This window comes from Vibrio sp. JZG120, assembly GCF_053890955.1.
In genome coordinates, this window is the sequence record NZ_JBSRRK010000005.1 from 61,400 (window position 1) to 80,054 (window position 18,655).

General features: G+C 45.2%; 16 protein-coding genes. 12 read left to right on the plus strand and 4 right to left on the minus strand.

Annotated elements, in window-relative coordinates; genetic code table 11:
• Positions 1 to 8 precede the first annotated feature (8 nt).
• Together ACWPOD_RS11780 and ACWPOD_RS11785 are read right to left on the minus strand one after the other, a co-directional pair.
• Complete coding sequence (locus ACWPOD_RS11780) at positions 9 to 2,456, minus strand: EAL domain-containing protein (RefSeq protein WP_109168666.1); 2,448 nt, start codon at positions 2,454 to 2,456, stop codon at positions 9 to 11.
• Between the two features lie 191 nt (positions 2,457 to 2,647).
• Positions 2,648 to 3,556 carry a DMT family transporter gene (locus tag ACWPOD_RS11785; RefSeq protein WP_109168667.1) on the minus strand — a complete coding sequence of 303 codons (909 nt, stop codon included), beginning with the start codon at positions 3,554 to 3,556 and terminating at the stop codon, positions 2,648 to 2,650.
• Positions 3,557 to 3,724: 168 nt separating this feature from the next.
• On the opposite strand from ACWPOD_RS11785, the gene rmuC reads away from it, so the two are divergent.
• The 7 genes from rmuC to tatC all read left to right on the plus strand — a co-directional run bounded on the left by rmuC (position 3,725) and on the right by tatC (position 9,914).
• Complete coding sequence (gene rmuC, locus ACWPOD_RS11790; protein ID WP_109168668.1) at positions 3,725 to 5,257, plus strand: DNA recombination protein RmuC; 1,533 nt, start codon at positions 3,725 to 3,727, stop codon at positions 5,255 to 5,257.
• Positions 5,258 to 5,335: 78 nt separating this feature from the next.
• A complete protein-coding gene (gene ubiE / locus ACWPOD_RS11795) occupies positions 5,336 to 6,115 on the plus strand; it encodes a bifunctional demethylmenaquinone methyltransferase/2-methoxy-6-polyprenyl-1,4-benzoquinol methylase UbiE (RefSeq protein WP_005379210.1) in 780 nt (259 codons plus the stop codon).
• Positions 6,116 to 6,126: 11 nt separating this feature from the next.
• Entirely contained in the window at positions 6,127 to 6,762 is a 636-nt protein-coding gene (locus tag ACWPOD_RS11800; RefSeq protein WP_005394440.1) for a ubiquinone biosynthesis accessory factor UbiJ, read from the plus strand.
• Complete coding sequence (gene ubiB / locus ACWPOD_RS11805) at positions 6,759 to 8,393, plus strand: ubiquinone biosynthesis regulatory protein kinase UbiB (RefSeq protein ID WP_104974618.1); 1,635 nt, start codon at positions 6,759 to 6,761, stop codon at positions 8,391 to 8,393. Before ACWPOD_RS11800 ends, ubiB begins: the two co-directional genes overlap by 4 nt.
• Before the next feature lie 52 nt (positions 8,394 to 8,445).
• Positions 8,446 to 8,691, plus strand: a complete 246-nt coding sequence (gene tatA / locus ACWPOD_RS11810) for a Sec-independent protein translocase subunit TatA (protein ID WP_005382958.1) — start codon at positions 8,446 to 8,448, stop codon at positions 8,689 to 8,691.
• A gap of 3 nt (positions 8,692 to 8,694) precedes the next feature.
• Positions 8,695 to 9,093 (plus strand): Sec-independent protein translocase protein TatB, encoded by a 399-nt coding sequence (gene tatB, locus ACWPOD_RS11815; RefSeq protein ID WP_005382959.1) that lies wholly within the window; start codon positions 8,695 to 8,697, stop codon positions 9,091 to 9,093.
• Positions 9,094 to 9,161: 68 nt separating this feature from the next.
• Positions 9,162 to 9,914 (plus strand): twin-arginine translocase subunit TatC, encoded by a 753-nt coding sequence (tatC, locus tag ACWPOD_RS11820; protein ID WP_005394442.1) that lies wholly within the window; start codon positions 9,162 to 9,164, stop codon positions 9,912 to 9,914.
• Positions 9,915 to 10,374: 460 nt separating this feature from the next.
• On the opposite strand, the gene ACWPOD_RS11825 is transcribed toward tatC, so the two are convergent.
• Positions 10,375 to 11,136 carry a TatD family hydrolase gene (locus tag ACWPOD_RS11825; RefSeq protein WP_005394446.1) on the minus strand — a complete coding sequence of 254 codons (762 nt, stop codon included), beginning with the start codon at positions 11,134 to 11,136 and terminating at the stop codon, positions 10,375 to 10,377.
• A 184-nt stretch (positions 11,137 to 11,320) separates the two neighbouring features.
• On the opposite strand from ACWPOD_RS11825, the gene hemB reads away from it, so the two are divergent.
• The 4 genes from hemB (at position 11,321) to ACWPOD_RS11845 (ending at position 16,592) form a co-directional block, all read left to right on the plus strand.
• Complete coding sequence (gene hemB / locus ACWPOD_RS11830) at positions 11,321 to 12,382, plus strand: porphobilinogen synthase (protein ID WP_031780396.1); 1,062 nt, start codon at positions 11,321 to 11,323, stop codon at positions 12,380 to 12,382.
• A 127-nt stretch (positions 12,383 to 12,509) separates the two neighbouring features.
• Positions 12,510 to 12,944: a GNAT family N-acetyltransferase gene (locus ACWPOD_RS11835; protein ID WP_012841227.1), complete on the plus strand. Its 435-nt coding sequence runs from the start codon at positions 12,510 to 12,512 to the stop codon at positions 12,942 to 12,944.
• 620 nt (positions 12,945 to 13,564) lie between these two features.
• The gene (polA, locus tag ACWPOD_RS11840) at positions 13,565 to 16,351 is read left to right on the plus strand and encodes a DNA polymerase I (protein WP_456231910.1); all 2,787 of its coding nucleotides are present in this window, start codon (positions 13,565 to 13,567) and stop codon (positions 16,349 to 16,351) included.
• 193 nt (positions 16,352 to 16,544) lie between these two features.
• Complete coding sequence (locus tag ACWPOD_RS11845) at positions 16,545 to 16,592, plus strand: hypothetical protein (RefSeq protein ID WP_438356636.1); 48 nt, start codon at positions 16,545 to 16,547, stop codon at positions 16,590 to 16,592.
• Between the two features lie 507 nt (positions 16,593 to 17,099).
• On the opposite strand, the gene yihA is transcribed toward ACWPOD_RS11845, so the two are convergent.
• Positions 17,100 to 17,759, minus strand: a complete 660-nt coding sequence (gene yihA / locus ACWPOD_RS11850; RefSeq protein WP_005394452.1) for a ribosome biogenesis GTP-binding protein YihA/YsxC — start codon at positions 17,757 to 17,759, stop codon at positions 17,100 to 17,102.
• 159 nt (positions 17,760 to 17,918) lie between these two features.
• On the opposite strand from yihA, the gene ACWPOD_RS11855 reads away from it, so the two are divergent.
• Entirely contained in the window at positions 17,919 to 18,536 is a 618-nt protein-coding gene (locus ACWPOD_RS11855; protein WP_005379248.1) for a c-type cytochrome, read from the plus strand.
• The last annotated feature ends 119 nt before the right edge of the window (positions 18,537 to 18,655 follow it).

Genomic DNA, 18,655 nt, shown 5'->3' on the forward strand with positions numbered 1-18,655 from the left:
AAGCTGGCTCAACGAAAAAGTTTTTCCGCACTTACTGGTCGGCTAAAAAGATACCCTTGACCGTAAACACAGCCTTTTTCGAACAAGTAATCGGCTTGCTCCTGAGTTTCTATTCCTTCCGCTACGACTTTCAATGACAGTGTTTTGCCCATGGCGATAATCGCATTCACAATCGCATTGCTATCGCTATTGCTGGGTACATCACTGACAAACGAACGATCAATTTTCAGCTTATTGATGGGTAAACCTTTCAAATAAGACAAAGACGAATAGCCTGTGCCGAAATCATCCAGAGAAATCTCGATGCCTAACCCTCTTAGTTGATTTAACGACGCAATGGCTTGTTGAGGGTCGATCAGTAAAAAGCTCTCGGTTATCTCCAAATCCAGCCGTTGAGCAGGAAAACCGGTTTGATTGAGGATATCGCTCAATCTCTGAATGAAATTCGACTGCTGAAGCTGTAATGCCGACACATTAACCGCAATTCTGCCAAACTCAATGCCTTGTTTCAGCCAAGCATTTCCTTGCTGACAAGCGTGTAGCAAGACCCACTCGCCAATGCTTTGGATAAGCCCCGTTTTTTCTGCAATTGGAATAAAGTCGGCTGGTGGTACAAGGCCAAATTCGGGGTGCTGCCAGCGTAATAAGGTTTCAACGCCAACAATCGCATGTTGCTCCAAGTTATATTGTGGCTGGAACTCTAATCGAAGTTGCTGTTTTTCTATCGCTTGATGCAAAGCAGATTGAATGCGCACATGGGATACCGATTTATCGGTTAAATCTGGTGAGTAAAATGCGTAGCCGTTGCGCCCATTTTTCTTCGCTAAGTACATTGCTGTATCTGCGTTTTTGAGTAAGGTTTCGCTGTCTTGGCCGTCTCTTGGGTATAAGGCTATGCCAATACTGGTCGAGACGCGCAGTGAGTCGTGATTTGCCAAGTCGAACGGTTGTTGGAAAACGCTGAGAATATCGCCGACGGTTTCCAGCAAAGCCACATCACTGTGGACGTCCGGCAAAATGATCACGAACTCATCGCCGCCAATGCGAGCCACATGCGCATTTAAGTGAAGAATATCTTGCAGACGGATAGCCAACTTAGACAGCAACTGATCACCACAAAAGTGACCCATGCTATCGTTGATGTGTTTGAAATGGTCGATATCTAGAAATAGGGTGGCAAACGTCTGTTGGTTCTTGTGCCCGGTTTCAATGTGTTGCTCAAGCAAGCTAAGTAAATGGGTGCGATTAGGCAGATTCGTTAACGGATCATAAAAGGCCATGCGCTGCAGTTTTTCTTCGTGCGCTTTACGCACGGAAATATCTTCAAATACACAGATGTAGTTAATGAGATGATTTTTATCGTCCATTACGGCACTAATGGTCGCTAACTGCGGGTAAATGCTGCCATCTTTCTTTCGGTTGATGAACTCGCCTTTCCATTGACCTTTGGTTTCGAGTTGATGCCACAACTGTTTATAGAAGCCTTGGTCATGATGACCTGAGCGCAGAATTCTGGGGTTCTTTCCAATCACCTCTTCAGAGCGATAGCCGGTGATTTGAGTAAAGGCTGTGTTTACATCAATGATGTTGGCATTGCGATCAGTAATGACCATGCCTTCTTGTGAGTTATTAAAAATTTTGGACGCCAATGAGAGTTGTGTTTCGACCATTTTCCGGCGTGTGATGTTGCGCGTCATGCCCAGAATGCCAATTAAGTTTCCGTCATTATCACGGACAGGAGACTTAATGGTTTCTAGCCAAGTTGGGTTATTGTTTTCATCAATTTGGCGGCATTCTTCGACGATGTTCAGCGTGCCTGTCGCCACGACCAAGTTATCGGCCTCAATGAACTTCTCTGCTCGCTCGTGGCTAAATAGTGCGAAATCATCTTTGCCGATGATCTCACTGTTGGTCTTTTGCCACGCATTTTCTACGCTTCGATTGGTCATCGAATAAAGACCATCCATGCCTTTTATCCAAATATGGTCTTCAAGACAGTCGATAAACTCTTGCAGCGTCGGTAATGGTGTGGTCGCTGCAGTTTGATGGCGTGTTCGTTCTTGCTGGTAGTGTGAGCTGACATCAAAGCTCATTCGTCCCACTAATGCACTCAGCCAAGCAGAGACTACTGTGATTTGATCGTCAGGGTGAGTCAGCGCTAATACGGCAAACAGATCGCCATTTGGTAGCCAAATCGGACCTATGCTCAAGGTTTGCTGTCCAAAGGATATGTGGCTTATCGTCAAGTCTGTCGGTGTAAATTGAGCGGCAACTTGCACTACCACTTCGACGATAGCGCAATGATTTTGAACCGAGGTGGACACCTCAGTTGATAGCCACTGCTGGGTATCGCTCAGAGTATAAAGTTGTCCCTGAGCTTGAGTAGCATCACAGCATTGTTGCAGAGCCTGTTGCCAGTCTGCCATCAAAGGCGAAGGAATAGCGAAGCGAAACATAATTAATAACGTGTCCTGAAGCGCCCAAAGATAGTGGTATTAGAATCTAGCTTAAGCTATTGGGCCGTGTTGGTATCGTATCCAACGCTTAGGTAATTCCCAGCAGCGTAAGGCGCTTTCTATCATTAAACTGTTAGCTATATCTCTTTTTTATCCAACTCATTGCATCGTTTATTGAGGTTTTTTGTTCATCATTGAGAAGTGCTCATGGCTTTGTTTTTTTTACCCCACGATACTTGTTGGACCACTAATCCACTGATGATCAGTATTAAACCAATCAAGGTTGATGGATGAATTTCTTCACCAATGATGGTTGCCAATAGCATCAGTGAGATGAATGGCGAAGCAAAGATCAGATTACTGATGCGGGCTGTGTTTTGCGTCGATTTGAGGGCGCTCAGCCATAGGACGAAAGTGATCCCCATTTCAAATAGCCCGACATACGTCACCGCTGCCCAGCCTTTAATTGAGATTGCCTGCCAGCTCGCACCTTCATAAATACTTAAACCAATGGCAAATGGAATAGCGACCAAAAAACCAAGTAATACACCAACCACAGGGTCGGCCTTATTTTTGGTGTTTAAAATCCAGTAACCAGCCCACAACAGTGTCGATAGCAGCGCCAGTCCCACGCCCAACGGGCTCTCGAATTGCATGCCGAGAACATTGCCTTGTGTGGCAATCACAATCACGCCTACATAGCTAAAACCGCAAGCGAGCCAATCTTTAGCACGGATCTTCTGCCCTAAGAAAACAGCAGCCATTAGCGTCAAGGTAATGGCCCAGCTGTAGTTGATCGCTTGGGCTTGGGATGCAGGCAGCAAGTCATACGCTTTAAAGAGAATGACGTAATACGCCAAGGGGTTAATCAACCCAAGCAGTAGGTAATACCAAGGATTTGAGAGGAAGGTGGCACTTAACTGGCCCAACTTGCCTTGCACACCACAGATTATCGTCAGCGCAATCGCAGAGACGATACTGGCAATGCACAGCATTTGGATTGGCGTAAATTCTGCCAACGTGAGTTTAAATGCGGTTGCAACGGTAGACCAAAGTAATACTGCTGAGAGCCCAAATCCTAGGGCGCGACGCTCGTTCATGATGCCTCTGCGTGATGATGTGCCGCTCGGTCTGGTTCATTTGAGCGGAAGAAAGAATATTATAGGAAGGCCTAGTGTATGCGAGGATTTTTCATCCAACAAACTGGACATTTATCCAGTGTCTAAATACCATTGTTATAGATACAAAACACAGGCTAACTCGCTATTATGCAATGGATTCTTGAGTACCAATCTCTCATTCTCTCTTCTCTTTGCGCTGCCACGCTTAGTGGTGTCGCCGTCGGTTGGTGGGTGAAACAGCGTTTTATCACCCAAACTCAGCTTCTCGAACAACAACTTGTTTCAGAAAAGCAGCTTCACCAACAGCAGCTTGAACAGGTTAAACAAAGCCTTGCCAATGCCCAGCAAGAGTTGGATGAATTAGATGATGAGCGCGATAAAGCCGCGTTTGAAGTACGCCAAACACACGGAAAGCTGATGGCCGCAATGGAAAAACTGCGTTACTTCGAGGCTGTAAAGCAAGAGCGCCAGCAATACTTTGATGAGCTTGGTCAGATGCGTGAGCACAAATCACGTCTAGAAACGCAACTGCGTGAGCAGCAAGCACGTCATGAGCAAATCAACCAAGCCAATGCCGAAAAACTGCAAATTCTAGAGCAAGCGGAAGCGCGCCTGAAACAGCAATTTGAGCACTTGGCCAACCAACTGTTTGAAGAAAAAACCGCGAAGGTCGACTTGCAAAACCGTCAGAGTTTGGAAGGTTTGTTGTCACCGCTCCGAGAGCAGCTAGAAGGATTCAAAAAGCACGTTAATGACAGCTTTAGCCAAGAAGCTAAAGAGCGCCATACCTTAGTGCATGAGCTCAAAAACCTGCAACGTTTGAATGAGCAAATGACGCGCGAAGCGGTTAACTTGACCCAAGCGTTGAAAGGGGACAACAAGCAGCAAGGTAATTGGGGTGAAGTGGTGCTCGCGAGGGTGCTTGCCGAGTCGGGACTGCGTGAAGGGCACGAATATCAGACTCAGGTGAATTTGCAAAATGAAGCAGGCAAGCGCTACCAACCTGATGTGATTGTTCATCTCCCACAAAACAAACAAGTGGTTGTGGATTCCAAAATGGCGCTAGTCGCCTATGAACGCTATTTCAACGCCGAAACTGATGCCGAGCGAGACCAGGCTTTGAGTGCGCACTTAGCCGCACTGCGTACTCACATTAAGGGTTTAAGTATGAAGGACTACCACAAACTCAAAGGTATTCAGAGTTTGGACTATGTGCTGATGTTTATTCCGGTTGAGCCTGCGTTCCAAGTCGCGATTCAAGCCGATCCAAGTTTGATCAAAGAAGCGATGGAGCAAAACATCATTTTGGTGAGCCCAACAACGTTGCTGGTGGCACTGCGCACCATTGATAATCTATGGCGCAATGAACGCCAGAATGAAAACGCCAAAATGATTGCGCAGCGCGCGACAAAACTCTACGACAAATTACGATTGTTTGTGGACGACATGGAAGGGCTCGGCGGTGCGCTGGATAAGGCGAATCAAAGCTATCAAGGCGCAATGAACAAGCTTGCCACAGGGCGCGGGAATGTGATTCGTCAAGCCGAAAGCTTTAAGCACCTTGGGGTTGAAATCAAACGACCAATTTCTTCTGACCTCGCACAGTTAGCGCAGAGTGATTCATTTTCAGAAAATGACCCGTTAGTAGAAAGACATCCGGCTGAGGATAAAGTAAACTAATCGCCCGCAGTGCAGTGGGCGATTTTATTTGTCAGCAAACGCCCCGCAGAGAGAGAGCGCTGCCTAAGAGGAATTAGAATGACGGACACAAGTTTGCAATCCAATACAGCGTTAGAGAATGAAACCACCCACTTTGGTTTCTCTACAGTGGCAAAAGACGAAAAAGTGACTAAGGTTGCCGAAGTATTCCACTCCGTGGCAACAAAATACGACATCATGAATGACCTGATGTCTGGTGGTATTCACCGCCTTTGGAAGCGCTTCACTATCGATTGTAGTGGTGCTCGCCCTGGCCAACGTATTCTTGACCTAGGTGGTGGTACGGGTGATTTAACGGCGAAATTCTCGCGCATTGTTGGCGATGAAGGCCATGTCATCCTTGCTGATATCAATAATTCAATGCTTAACGTTGGTCGCGATAAACTGCGCGATAACGGAATTGTGGGTAACGTGCATTACGTTCAAGCCAACGCAGAAGAACTGCCGTTCCCAGATGATTATTTTGATGTCATCACCATCAGTTTTTGTTTGCGTAATGTGACTGACAAAGACAAAGCGCTTCGTTCAATGTTCCGCGTATTGAAGCCAGGCGGCCGTCTATTGGTGCTAGAATTTTCGAAACCAGTGCTAGAGCCGTTATCGAAAGTATACGACGCATATTCATTCCACTTATTGCCGAGAATCGGTGAGCTAGTTGCGAATGACTCAGAGAGTTACCGCTACCTAGCGGAGTCAATCCGTATGCATCCAGACCAAGAAACGCTGGAAGGCATGATGCAAGACGCAGGTTTTGAAAACACCAAATACTACAACTTAACTGGTGGTATTGTGGCTTTGCATCGCGGTTATAAATTCTAAGGGTTAACGGCATGCCATTTGAACCACTTATCACCGCTGTGATTGAAACGTCACTGAATACTCTGATCAAAGACGACCCTGCATTGGGCCGTCGTTTAGCGCGTCTAAAAGGTCAAGTTATTCAAGTTCACCTGAAAGAGATCAATAAAACACTGACGTTTGTTTTTAGTCAGCAAATTGATGTGCTCGGTCATTATGAAGGACAGCCAAACTGCTACTTATCGCTCAACTTGAGCGTGTTGCCAGAGCTGCGTGATCAGGCCAACATCACTCGCCTTATTAAACAAGATAAACTTGAGCTTGAAGGCGATATTCAATTGGCGCAGAAATTCTCTCAGTTGATGGTGGATTGCAAACCAGATGTTGAAGAGTGGTTGTCTCGCGTGACTGGCGATGTCGCCGCACATACCTTTGTGCAAGGTTCAAAAAACATCGGCAACTTTCTTGCGTCTCAAGCAGAGAAACACCAGCGTCATCTTGCGCAAGTAGTGACTGAAGAGTGGAAGTTGGCACCTGCTCCTCTAGAAGTGGCGTATTTTTGCGACCAGGTTGATGAGGTTCGCAGCCAGGCTTCTCGCGTTGAAGCTCGCTTGACTGCTTTGCTGAATAAGCTGGATGCAGATAAGCCGGCATTGGAGAAACCATGACGCCAGCAGAACTAAAGCGTTTATACCACATCGCCAAAGTACAACTGGAATACGGCTTAGATGAGCTGCTTCCCGATCACCAACTGACCAAAGCTCCGTTATTACTGCGCAAAAGCCTGTTCTGGATTAAGAACAAGCATCCAGAAAAACCACTCGGTGAGCGCCTGCGTTTAGCGTTGCAAGAGCTGGGACCAGTTTGGATTAAGTTCGGTCAGATGATGTCAACGCGCCGTGACTTATTTCCTCCGCACATTGCTGATCCCCTGGCTTTGCTTCAAGACCAAGTGGCGCCATTTGATGGTGAGCTAGCAAAAAAGCAGATGGAGCAGGCATTAGGTGGTCCGTTAGAAAACTGGTTTACCGAGTTTGATATCAAACCACTGGCGTCAGCATCGATTGCTCAGGTGCATACTGCGCGTTTAAAAGACTCTAACCAAGAAGTGGTATTAAAGGTTATCCGCCCAGATATTCGCCCGGTCATTGATTCAGATCTAAAACTGATGCACCGAATGGCGCGTATAGTCGCCGGAGCGATGCCTGAAGCACGTCGTTTGAAACCGGTTGAAGTTGTACGTGAGTACGAGAAAACATTGCTTGATGAACTCGACTTACGACGTGAAGCGGCGAATGCCATTCAGTTGCGCCGCAACTTTGAAGGCAGCGAAGAATTGTATGTTCCTGAAGTTTTTCCTGACTTCAGTAATGAAACTGTCATGGTTTCTGAGCGAATATATGGCATTCAAGTCTCTGATATTGAGGGCTTGAAAGCAAATGGCACCAATATGAAATTGCTCGCGGAGCGCGGCGTGAGTGTGTTCTTCACTCAGGTGTTCCGAGACAGCTTCTTCCATGCCGATATGCATCCGGGGAACGTGTTCGTCAAACCCGAACATCCAGAGAACCCAATGTGGATCGGGCTAGATTGCGGAATCGTTGGTACACTTAATAGTGAAGACAAGCGTTATCTGGCGGAAAACTTCCTGGCGTTTTTCAATCGAGACTACCGCCGAGTGGCGGAGTTACATGTGGATTCAGGATGGGTGCCTGCCGATACCAATGTCGATGAGTTTGAGTTCGCGATTCGTATTGTGTGTGAGCCTATTTTTGCTAAGCCACTGTGCGAAATCTCCTTTGGTCATGTGCTGTTGAATTTGTTCAACACGGCACGTCGATTCAATATGGAGGTTCAGCCACAGCTTGTATTGCTGCAAAAAACGCTGCTGTACGTGGAAGGTCTTGGTAGGCAGCTGTACCCTCAGCTTGATTTGTGGGAGACCGCAAAACCATTCCTTGAAGAATGGATGATGAATCAAGTTGGGCCGCAAGCTTTGGTGAATGCGATTAAAGATCGCGCACCATTTTGGGCGGAGAAGTTACCGGAACTGCCAGAGCTGCTTTACGATAGCCTGAAACAAGGTAAAGCGATGAACCAACGCATGGATCAGCTTTACCAAGGGTATCGTCAGAGCAAGCGCCAGCAGGCGACAGGAAAGTTTTTATTTGGCGTTGGCGCCACTTTAGTCGTATGCTCGGCAATATTGGTGAACAATGCTTTTGAGCAGCTTTCGTTGGCCAGCGGTATCGCAGGTGTCACATTTTGGCTGCTTAGTTGGCGAGCTTATCGTCAATAGACGTTAAACTCTTGAAATATTTTTGTTTATTTAAAGACCCGAGGTAAAGAGAATGGGTGGTATCAGTGTTTGGCAACTTCTAATCATTGCTGTAATTGTTGTATTGCTATTCGGAACTAAGAAACTACGCGGTATCGGTGGCGATCTGGGTGGTGCCGTTAAGGGCTTCAAAAAAGCGATGAGCGAAGATGAACCTGCGAAAAATGACAAAGACGCAGACTTCGAACCAAAAAGTCTAGAAGAGCAGCAGAAAAAAGAAGCTGCTCCTGAAACGAAAAAAGACAAAGAGCAGGCGTAAAACGTGTTTGATATCGGTTTTTGGGAACTGGTATTAATATCTGTTGTTGGTCTGGTCGTTCTTGGGCCGGAGCGTTTGCCTCATGCTATTCGCAGCGTGTCTCGCTTTATCGGTGCCGCTAAGAGTATGGCAAATAGCGTCAAAGACGAATTGTCACACGAGCTGAAAGTCCAAGAGCTGCAAGAAAACTTGCGCAAAGCAGAGCAAATGGGGATGGATGATTTGTCTCCTGAGTTGAAATCTTCAGTCGAAGAATTGAAGAAGGCAGCGCAATCTGTAAATCGTCCTTACGCAAAGAACACCGATTCAGAGGCTGAGCCTGTAAAAACAGAGCCAGCAGCAGAAAAGGTAGAGAAAGCGGAAGAGAGCAAGGTTACAGCGGCAGATAAGAAAGCCGAATAGTCTCATTAGGAGGAGCTACTAGTGATTGGTAGCTCCTTTTTGATCTGGTTTTTAATAAGAGGTTTGCCATGTCTACCGTCGAGCAGACACAACCTTTAATTAGTCATTTGTTGGAGCTTCGCAACCGACTACTGCGCTCAATTTTGGCAGTGTTGGTGGTGTTTGTCGGACTAATTTATTTCTCTAACCACATTTACGAGTTTGTTTCCGCACCTTTAGTAGAGCGTCTACCTGAAGGCGCAACCATGATTGCTACGGATGTGGCTTCACCCTTTTTCACGCCACTGAAGTTGACGTTAATCGCTTCGGTATTTATTGCGGTGCCGTTTATTTTGTATCAAGTTTGGGCCTTTGTTGCTCCTGGCTTATACAAACATGAGCGTCGTTTGATCATGCCGTTGCTGTTCTCTAGTTCGCTATTGTTCTACTGTGGAGTGGCATTTGCCTACTTTGTGGTATTCCCATTGGTGTTTGGCTTCTTTACCGCTATCTCTCTTGGTGGGGTAGAGTTTGCAACTGATATCTCGAGTTATCTCGACTTTGTGCTGGCGCTATTTATGGCGTTTGGTATCGCATTCGAGGTGCCTGTTGCGATTATTTTGTTGTGTTGGACTGGGGCCACCACACCAGAAGATCTAAGACAGAAACGGCCTTATATCATTGTGGCGGCGTTTGTCGTAGGTATGGTGTTAACGCCACCAGACATGATCTCGCAAACCTTACTCGCTATTCCGATGTGTTTACTGTTTGAAGTCGGTTTATTCTTTGCGCGTTTTTATACGCGTCGAGGCGAAGAGGCAGAAGCTGAAACCGAAGAATAAGTTTACTGTAGATGTAAAAAGCGGCTCAATTGAGCCGCTTTTTTTGCGGTTGGTTTGTTTCTTGGGCTAATTACTTAACTTTCATGACGTAACCACACTTTGTGCATACGTATACTTCCTTGATGCCCAGCAGCTTTTGAAAAAAACTGCGCGGTACGCGTTGTAAGTAAGCACCATGTGTACACACTTCAACTTCCATATTCATGCTGTTTTACATTTGTGCTAATTAATGGGCATAAAGCAGTATAGAAAAAGAATATGTCTAGTTGTCGACAGTTTTGCAAAACAGACGAAGTAAAGTGGCGATATGAGAGGTAAGTAGAGTTGCTAGTTAATTATTATGTTTATCAATAACTTTGTGTGGGTTGTTCTATTATTTCAATAGGTTGAATCATTCATTCAATAGTTTAGGTAATAAAAAAGCGACGTTGATTTCGTCGCTTTTTTCAATTTTCGTGAATTAAATATTAAACAGCTTTTTGGCATTTTCAGTCGTTATTACATCGATAGTTGCGACATCGACATCACGCAAGTCGGCAACACGTTGTGCAACGAGAGAAGTGTAGGCTGGTTCATTACGCTTACCACGGTGCGGTACAGGCGCTAAGTATGGACAATCGGTTTCTAAAATGACCCACTGCATATCCAAATGTGGAATGACTTTATCCATCCCGCCATTCTTAAAGGTCGATACGCCACCCAAGCCTAAGTGGAAGCCTAGCTCATTGATTGCTTGCGCTTCTTCTAAAGTGCCTCCAAAACAGTGGAATACACCACGCAGACGACCATCTTGCTCTTGTCTTAGCAAAGTGAGTGTTTCTTCAATCGAATCACGAGTGTGGATCACGACCGGTAAATCCATCTCTTTTGCCCAGTTTAGCTGAGTCACGAATGCCATCTCTTGCTCGGCGCGATAGGTTTTGTCCCAATACAGGTCGATACCAATTTCGCCCACCGCAATAAACTTGTGTTTCTCAAACCAGCCGCGGATGATTTCCAGCGTTTGCTCAACGTTGTTATCCACATAGCAAGGATGGAGTCCCATCATTGAGTGGCACACGTCAGGATATGCCGCTTCGGTTTGTAGCATGGGCTCAATAGAGTCCAGATCGATGTTTGGCAACAGGATCTTATTAATGCCTTGCGCTAAGGCGCGTTGTACTACTTCATCGCGGTCGTTATCAAATTCGCTGGCATAGATGTGCGCGTGGGTATCGATCATCGTTACTCTCTGTGCTTCATGGTTGGTTTCGTATTCGAAGTATACTTGAGTGTGAGTGCTGGGTCATTTTCAGTTTTTTTCATTACCTTTTTCCAGATTGTCACTCGCAACATGCATCAAGAGTGATATGATTTTGTTCACCAGATGATTTGATCATCATAACCGTCCAGACAAGGAGAAAATGGTGTCTGTATCAATTCAAGGTCCATTCCCTGCACGCCGTATGCGTCGTTTACGTAAGCACGATTTTAGTCGTCGTTTGATGGCTGAGAACCAACTTTCTGTTAATGATCTGATTTACCCAATGTTCATTCTTATGGGTAAAGATCGTCGTGAGAGCGTGGAGTCCATGCCGGGTGTAGAGCGTTTGTCGATTGATTTAATGCTAGAAGAAGCACAATACCTTGCAAATCTAGGCGTTCCAGCAATCGCGCTTTTCCCTGTCGTAAACCAAGACGCTAAAAGCTTATGTGCTACTGAAGCCTACAACCCAGAAGGTTTGGTTCAGCGAGCAGTACGTGCGCTTAAAGAACATATTCCTCAAATCGGTGTGATCACAGACGTGGCACTTGACCCATTCACGACGCACGGCCAAGACGGCATCATCGATGAAGATGGTTACGTAATGAATGATGAAACCACGGAAGTACTGGTTAAGCAGGCTTTGTCTCACGCTGAAGCGGGTGCTGACGTCGTCGCGCCTTCAGACATGATGGATGGCCGTATTGGTAAGATCCGCGAAGCATTAGAAAATGCGGGCTACATTCATACACAAATCATGGCTTACTCGGCTAAGTACGCGTCGAGCTACTACGGACCATTCCGTGATGCGGTTGGCTCTTCTTCAAATCTAAAAGGCGGCAACAAGAAAAACTACCAAATGGACCCAGCAAACATTGACGAAGCGATCCATGAAGTGGCGCTAGACATCAATGAAGGTGCGGACATGGTGATGGTTAAACCTGGTATGCCATACTTAGATGTAGTTCGCCGAGTTAAAACCGAACTTCAGGTACCGACGTTTGCTTATCAGGTGTCTGGTGAGTACGCGATGCATAAAGCGGCGATCATGAATGGCTGGCTCAAAGAGCGCGAAATTGTGATGGAATCACTACTGTGCTTCAAACGTGCAGGTGCTGACGGCATCTTAACGTACTTTGCGAAAGATGTGGCTGAGTGGTTGGCAGAAGAGAATGCACAAACTGCTCAACACCTAAATCGTACTCCGGAAGCGACTGAAGAGTAATTATCGCTCAGTGAGAAACACCAGACCAACAAGAGTTGTTCGTCTGTATATACCCAAGTAACCTCAGGCGGATTACAACAGTAACAATCCAAGGTGCTTGGGTATTTTTATTTTGGAGAAGAGAACAATGACAATGCTGATTCGTGAAGGCACATTGGAAGAAGCACTTCAAGTTGTGGCACGTGTTACCGAATTTTCGAAAGGAGAAACGGTAGACTCCATGACTCAACGTTTAGAAGAGAAAAACAGTTTAATCCTCGTTGCAGAAAAAAATGGCACGATTGTCGGCTTCAAAATAGGTTACGAATTAGAGGATGGTGTTTTCTATAGCTGGTTAGGTGGTGTAGTTCCTGAGGCTCGAAATGAAGGCGTGGCACAATTGCTTTTGGAAGCACAAGAAGATTGGGCGGCTGAGCAAGGCTATAACACGTTAAAAGTGAAATCTCGAAATCAGTTTCCTGCTATGCTTCGATTGTTATTGAGAAATGGCTATATCATTGAAAAATTTGAAGAAAAAATCAACCTTCGTGAATCTCGAGTTCATTTCATTAAAGCGATGTGAAAATAAATGAGATTTTTTCTCATTTAACTGTTGACTACGAAATGAGAATCATTATTATTAAACCTGTCTTAGGGAATGAGGAAGAGTTCACAAGGACGTTGAATGACTTATTAACAGAAGTTGATTAACTGAAAGTTGAGAAGTGATGAAACATTTTTCCGAGAACTTGCACGAATTCTTTTTGACACGACATTGCTCACATTGCTTCCAGTGTAATTTATAGCTTCTTGGTTAAGCTGCTCTATTTACAGAATTTGCTTTACCACTTCTGCTAGGCGACCCCATTCGGGTCGCTTTTTTCTTTTCTACGATTTCTATTTGACGTCACTATTCGTATTTTTTCCACACGCGATGATCATTTAAGGATCGTTGATCTTCTCGCCGTTTTATAAAATAAATATTTAAAAACAATAACTTACTGTGTGTATTTTTTGTGTTTTCTATCATTGGATAACCAGTGGATAATTTCTATAAACAGAGTTATCCACAGGGTGGGATTGTCTTCGTGAATAAAATCGAAAAATTTACGCGACCTAGATCGAGCGAACAAGATAGATTCGGATCAGCAGTCATGGCATCCTAGGCAGATCTCTCAAGTACTGAATTGGATACAGACAATTATGGCAAGTATTCCTGAAAATCCGTTGATCCTTATCGACGGCTCTTCTTACCTATATCGCGCTTTTCACGCCTACCCGGGCACCATGAGCAATGGTGAAATTCCAACTAATGCCGTTTACGGTGTCGTGAACATGTTACGCAGCATGATGCGTCAGTTTGCGTCTGAGCGCATCGCGGTGGTTTTCGATGCGAAGGGAAAAACCTTCCGTGATGATATGTATGCAGAATACAAAGCTAATCGTCCGCCAATGCCGGATGATCTGCGTTGCCAAATTGAACCATTGCACAATGTTATTCGCGCGATGGGTTTACCACTGATCTGTGTTCCTGGTGTCGAAGCGGATGACGTCATTGGTACGTTGGCGCATCAAGCATCACAAAAAGGCATGCCTGTATTGATCAGTACTGGTGATAAAGACATGGCGCAGTTGGTGGATGATAATATTACCTTGATCAACACCATGACGAACGTCGTGATGGATCGTGAAGGTGTGGTTGAAAAGTTTGGCATTCCACCTGAGTTAATCGTCGACTACCTAGCGCTGATGGGCGATAAAGTAGATAACATCCCTGGTGTACCAGGCGTGGGTGACAAAACAGCGACTGCACTACTGCAAGGTATTGGTGGTCTTACGAAGTTGTATGAAAATCTCGATGACATTGCTGCGCTTGGCTTCCGTGGTTCTAAAACCATGGCGAAGAAGCTCATCGATAACAAAGAAAATGCCATGCTGTCGTACGAGCTCGCGACCATTAAATTGGATGTTGAACTTGAAGAAACGCCAGAATCACTGCTGAAAGCGGAACCAAATAAAGACGAACTAGTGAAGCTGTATGGTCAACTGACGTTTAAATCTTGGTTGAACGAACTACTTGAAGGTGGTTCTGGGTCGGTAGAAGCTGTTGAGCTTGCTGGCTCTGCTCAAGCCTCTGCTTCTCATGCTGAGATGGAAACTTCCGCAGTGACAATCGACCGCAGCCAATATGAAACGATTCTGGATGAAGAAACCTTCAATGCGTGGCTAGACAAACTTCAAACGGCCGAGTTGTTTGCGTTTGATACGGAAACCGACAACCTAGATTACATGCTAGCGAACCTGGTTGGTTTGTCATTCGCTGTCGATGAAGGCATTGCCGCTTATGTGCCTGTTGCACATGACTACCTAGATGCACCTGAACAGCTTGATCGTGATTGGGTTCTAGAACAGCTTAAGCCAATTCTTGAAGATGCAGCGAAAGCAAAAGTTGGTCAAAACTTAAAGTATGATGCGTCTGTATTGGCTCGTTATGACATTGAGCTAAAAGGTATCAAGCACGACACGATGTTGGAATCGTACATTTACAACAGTGTCGGCGGTAAACACGATATGGACAGCTTGGCGCTGCGCTTCCTACAGCATAGTTGCATTTCTTTTGAGCAAATTGCAGGTAAAGGCAAAAATCAGCTTACGTTTAACCAAATCGAGTTGGAACAAGCATCGCCATACGCGGCAGAAGATGCGGATGTGACCCTTCGTCTGCACAATCGCTTGTTTGCGAATATCGAGCAGGATGAAAGCCTAAAGACAGTTTACGAAGAGATTGAAATGCCGTTGGTGCCAGTTCTTTCGCGCATTGAACGCACTGGGGTCTTTATCGATGAAATGAAGCTGAGTGCGCAGTCGGTCGAGATTACCGCTCGCCTTGATGAGCTTGAAAAGAAAGCGTATGAAATTGCAGAGCAAGAGTTCAACATGAACTCGCCAAAGCAATTACAAGCCATCCTATTTGAAAAAATGGGTTTACCGGTGGTGAAGAAAACGCCATCAGGTACACCATCGACGAATGAAGAAGTGCTGCAAGAGCTTGCCTTAGATTACCCACTGCCAAAATTGATTTTGGAATACCGTGGTTTGGCGAAGCTTAAATCGACGTACACGGACAAGCTGCCGAAGATGATCAACCCAACGACAGGGCGTGTGCATACTTCTTACCATCAAGCAGTAACCGCAACAGGTCGTCTATCTTCTACCGATCCGAACTTACAAAACATTCCAATTCGTAACGAAGCCGGCCGTCGTATTCGCCAAGCGTTTGTCGCACCAGCTGGCCATAAAATCTTAGCGGTCGACTACTCGCAAATCGAACTGCGCATCATGGCGCACCTTTCTGGCGACCAAGCGTTATTGGATGCCTTCCGTGATGGTAAAGACATTCACGCTGCAACTGCGGCAGAAATTATGGGCCTGGATATTGAACAAGTATCGAGCGAGCAGCGTCGCCGTGCTAAAGCCGTTAACTTCGGGCTTATCTATGGCATGAGTGCATTTGGTTTGGCGAAGCAGCTTGGTATCCCTCGCGGCGAAGCACAAGCCTACATGGATAAATACTTTGAGCGTTACCCTGGCGTTATGCAGTACATGGAAGACACGCGCAGCACGGCTGCAGATAAGGGCTATGTTGAAACGATTTTTGGTCGACGTTTGCATTTACCAGAAATCAAATCGCGCAACGGGATGCGTCGTAAAGCTTCTGAACGTGCGGCAATCAACGCACCGATGCAAGGTACGGCTGCGGACATCATTAAGAAAGCGATGCTGTTGGTTGATCAGTGGATTCAGGAAGAAGGCAATGGCCGTGTGAAGTTGTTAATGCAAGTACACGATGAATTGGTCTTTGAAGTTGAAGAGTCATCATTGTCCGAAATTGAAAGTAAAGTACAGAAATTGATGGAATCTGCAGCAGAGCTAAAAGTACCATTGGTTGCAGAAGCAGGGCACGGTGATAACTGGGATCAAGCTCATTAGTCACTTTTAGACCAAAATAACCAATTAATTATGAGCCAGCGCACAAACGCTGGCTTTTTTTTGCGATTAAAAAAGCTAGCACAAAGTTAATTTTGATGTTGCTTAATAAAAAATTCATGAAAAAAAACTACAAAAATTCTTTGCAATTCTGACCAATTGTTGTACATTAATACTCGTAGGGTACAGAGGTAAGATGTTCTATCTTTCAGACCTTTTGTTTCACGTTATTGGATTAGGCTGATTCAGCCGCCCCAGTCAGCTTTTGACTGGGGCGTTTTTTATTGGGCGAAAGAAAATTTTTCTTTTTGTTCAATGTGTTGGGTTGGTAACGACTTGTCTTTATATTTCTCCCACCTTTAACCTATTGGCTACACTCCAATTTTCTTCAAAAACTCGCAAACTATTCAGTCTGTAAATTTATGCCAATCACACTATGATTTTTTCTTGAAGGAAACTAAGTTGACGTGGAAGTGGGTAGGTTTCTGTCTAACTTGTTGAATTGTATTTTCTTTATTGGTTATGGTTGTGAGTTAATTAAGCGAAAGCTAAAGTTAGGCGGCTTTTTAAGCTATTGAAATCATCCGATAGTTCAGCAATGCTTCGTCACATAACAATAATTACCAATTTTTCTCTCCCGTTATCCCTGCCAGGAAGGTGGGGATTTTTATTGCCTGTTATTTAGCTCAGATAAACAAAAGCCCCACCAAATGGTAGGGCCGTGTCGAAAAAATTTAACAAATATTGTTAATTATTCTTCGTCGCTTGCTGGGGTATCCAGTTCGCCTTCTTCTATCAGGTGTGCGAGCGCCGGTGCAAACCAGGTATCCAGTTTTGCACGCAGCTGATCAACGCCTAATCCTTTAAGGGAAGAGAACACATCAACGGAAACGTCGCCACCGAAAGTTTCCACCTGTTTGCGAACTTTCAGCAGGGTTTGTTTGCGTGCGCCACTTTTTAGTTTATCTGCTTTGGTTAGCAAAACTTGCACAGGAATGTGGCTATCGATGGCCCAGAAAATCATTTGCTGGTCGAGATCTTTCATTGGATGACGAATGTCCATCAGAACCACTAAGCCTTTTAGGCACTCGCGTTTCTGTAGGTATTCACCTAAAGATTTCTGCCATTTGTTTTTCATCTCTACCGGTACTTGAGCAAAACCGTATCCAGGTAGATCGACAATGTGACAACCTTCTTCTACTTTGAAAAGGTTGATTAATTGCGTACGACCAGGTGTCTTTGATGTCTTGGCTAAGCTTTTTTGATTAGTTAGACGGTTAAGTGCACTCGATTTACCAGCGTTTGAGCGTCCTGCAAACGCAATTTCGACACCTTCGTCTTCCGGTAGGTGACGAATATCGGGTGCGCTGGTGATGAAATGCGTATTTTGGTAATGAATTTTTACGCTCACTGTTAACTCCATCTCGACTTTGTGTAGTCGATTGATTACTTTTTTGTGAAAATGTGTAAAATAACCGTGCTCGGCATAAGGTCGCCTATTGTACCATGAGTGTACGCGGTATGTTCACATTCCGTGGTACTGGAAGCTTGATAATTATAATGGAATGTCATGAAGAAATTAGCGCTAATTTTGAGTCTTTTAGCCAGTTGCTCAGTATGGGCCCAAGGTAATATTGAGGCTGGTAAAGCAAAATCACAAACCTGTGTCGCCTGTCACGGAGCAGATGGCAACAGTGCAATAACAACGTACCCGAAACTCGCAGGCCAACACGCTAAGTATCTTGAGAAGCAGTTAAAAGAACTTAAGCTAGGCATGACAAGTGGTGGTAAACAAGGTCGTTACGATCCTGTAATGAGTGGTATGGCAATGCCACTGAGCGATGAAGATATCGCAGACCTATCTGCTTACTACGCTTCGCTACCAGTTTCAGAAAACTCAACACCTGAAGATGTGGTAGCAAAAGGCAAAACGCTTTATACCGCTGGTGATGCCGAGCGTGGCCTAACCGCATGTATTGCATGTCATGGTCCTCGTGGCAATGGTACTGAGCTTTCAGGTTTCCCGAAAATTTCTGGTCAGCATGCTGACTACATCAAAGCTCAGCTAGAAAAATTCCGTGATGGCGACCGTGGTAATGATATGAATGCCATGATGCGCGACATCGCGAAGAAAATGACAGACGAAGATATCGAAGTGCTGTCTAAATACGTTGGCGGTCTGCACTAATATACCTAAATCGCTCAAGATCCTGCATCTTGAGCTGGTTGGGTAGATGTCCCTACATCGTTCGAGCAATTTGTACAAAAATGCCCTAGTGAATCCACTAGGGCATTTTTGTTCGTGAC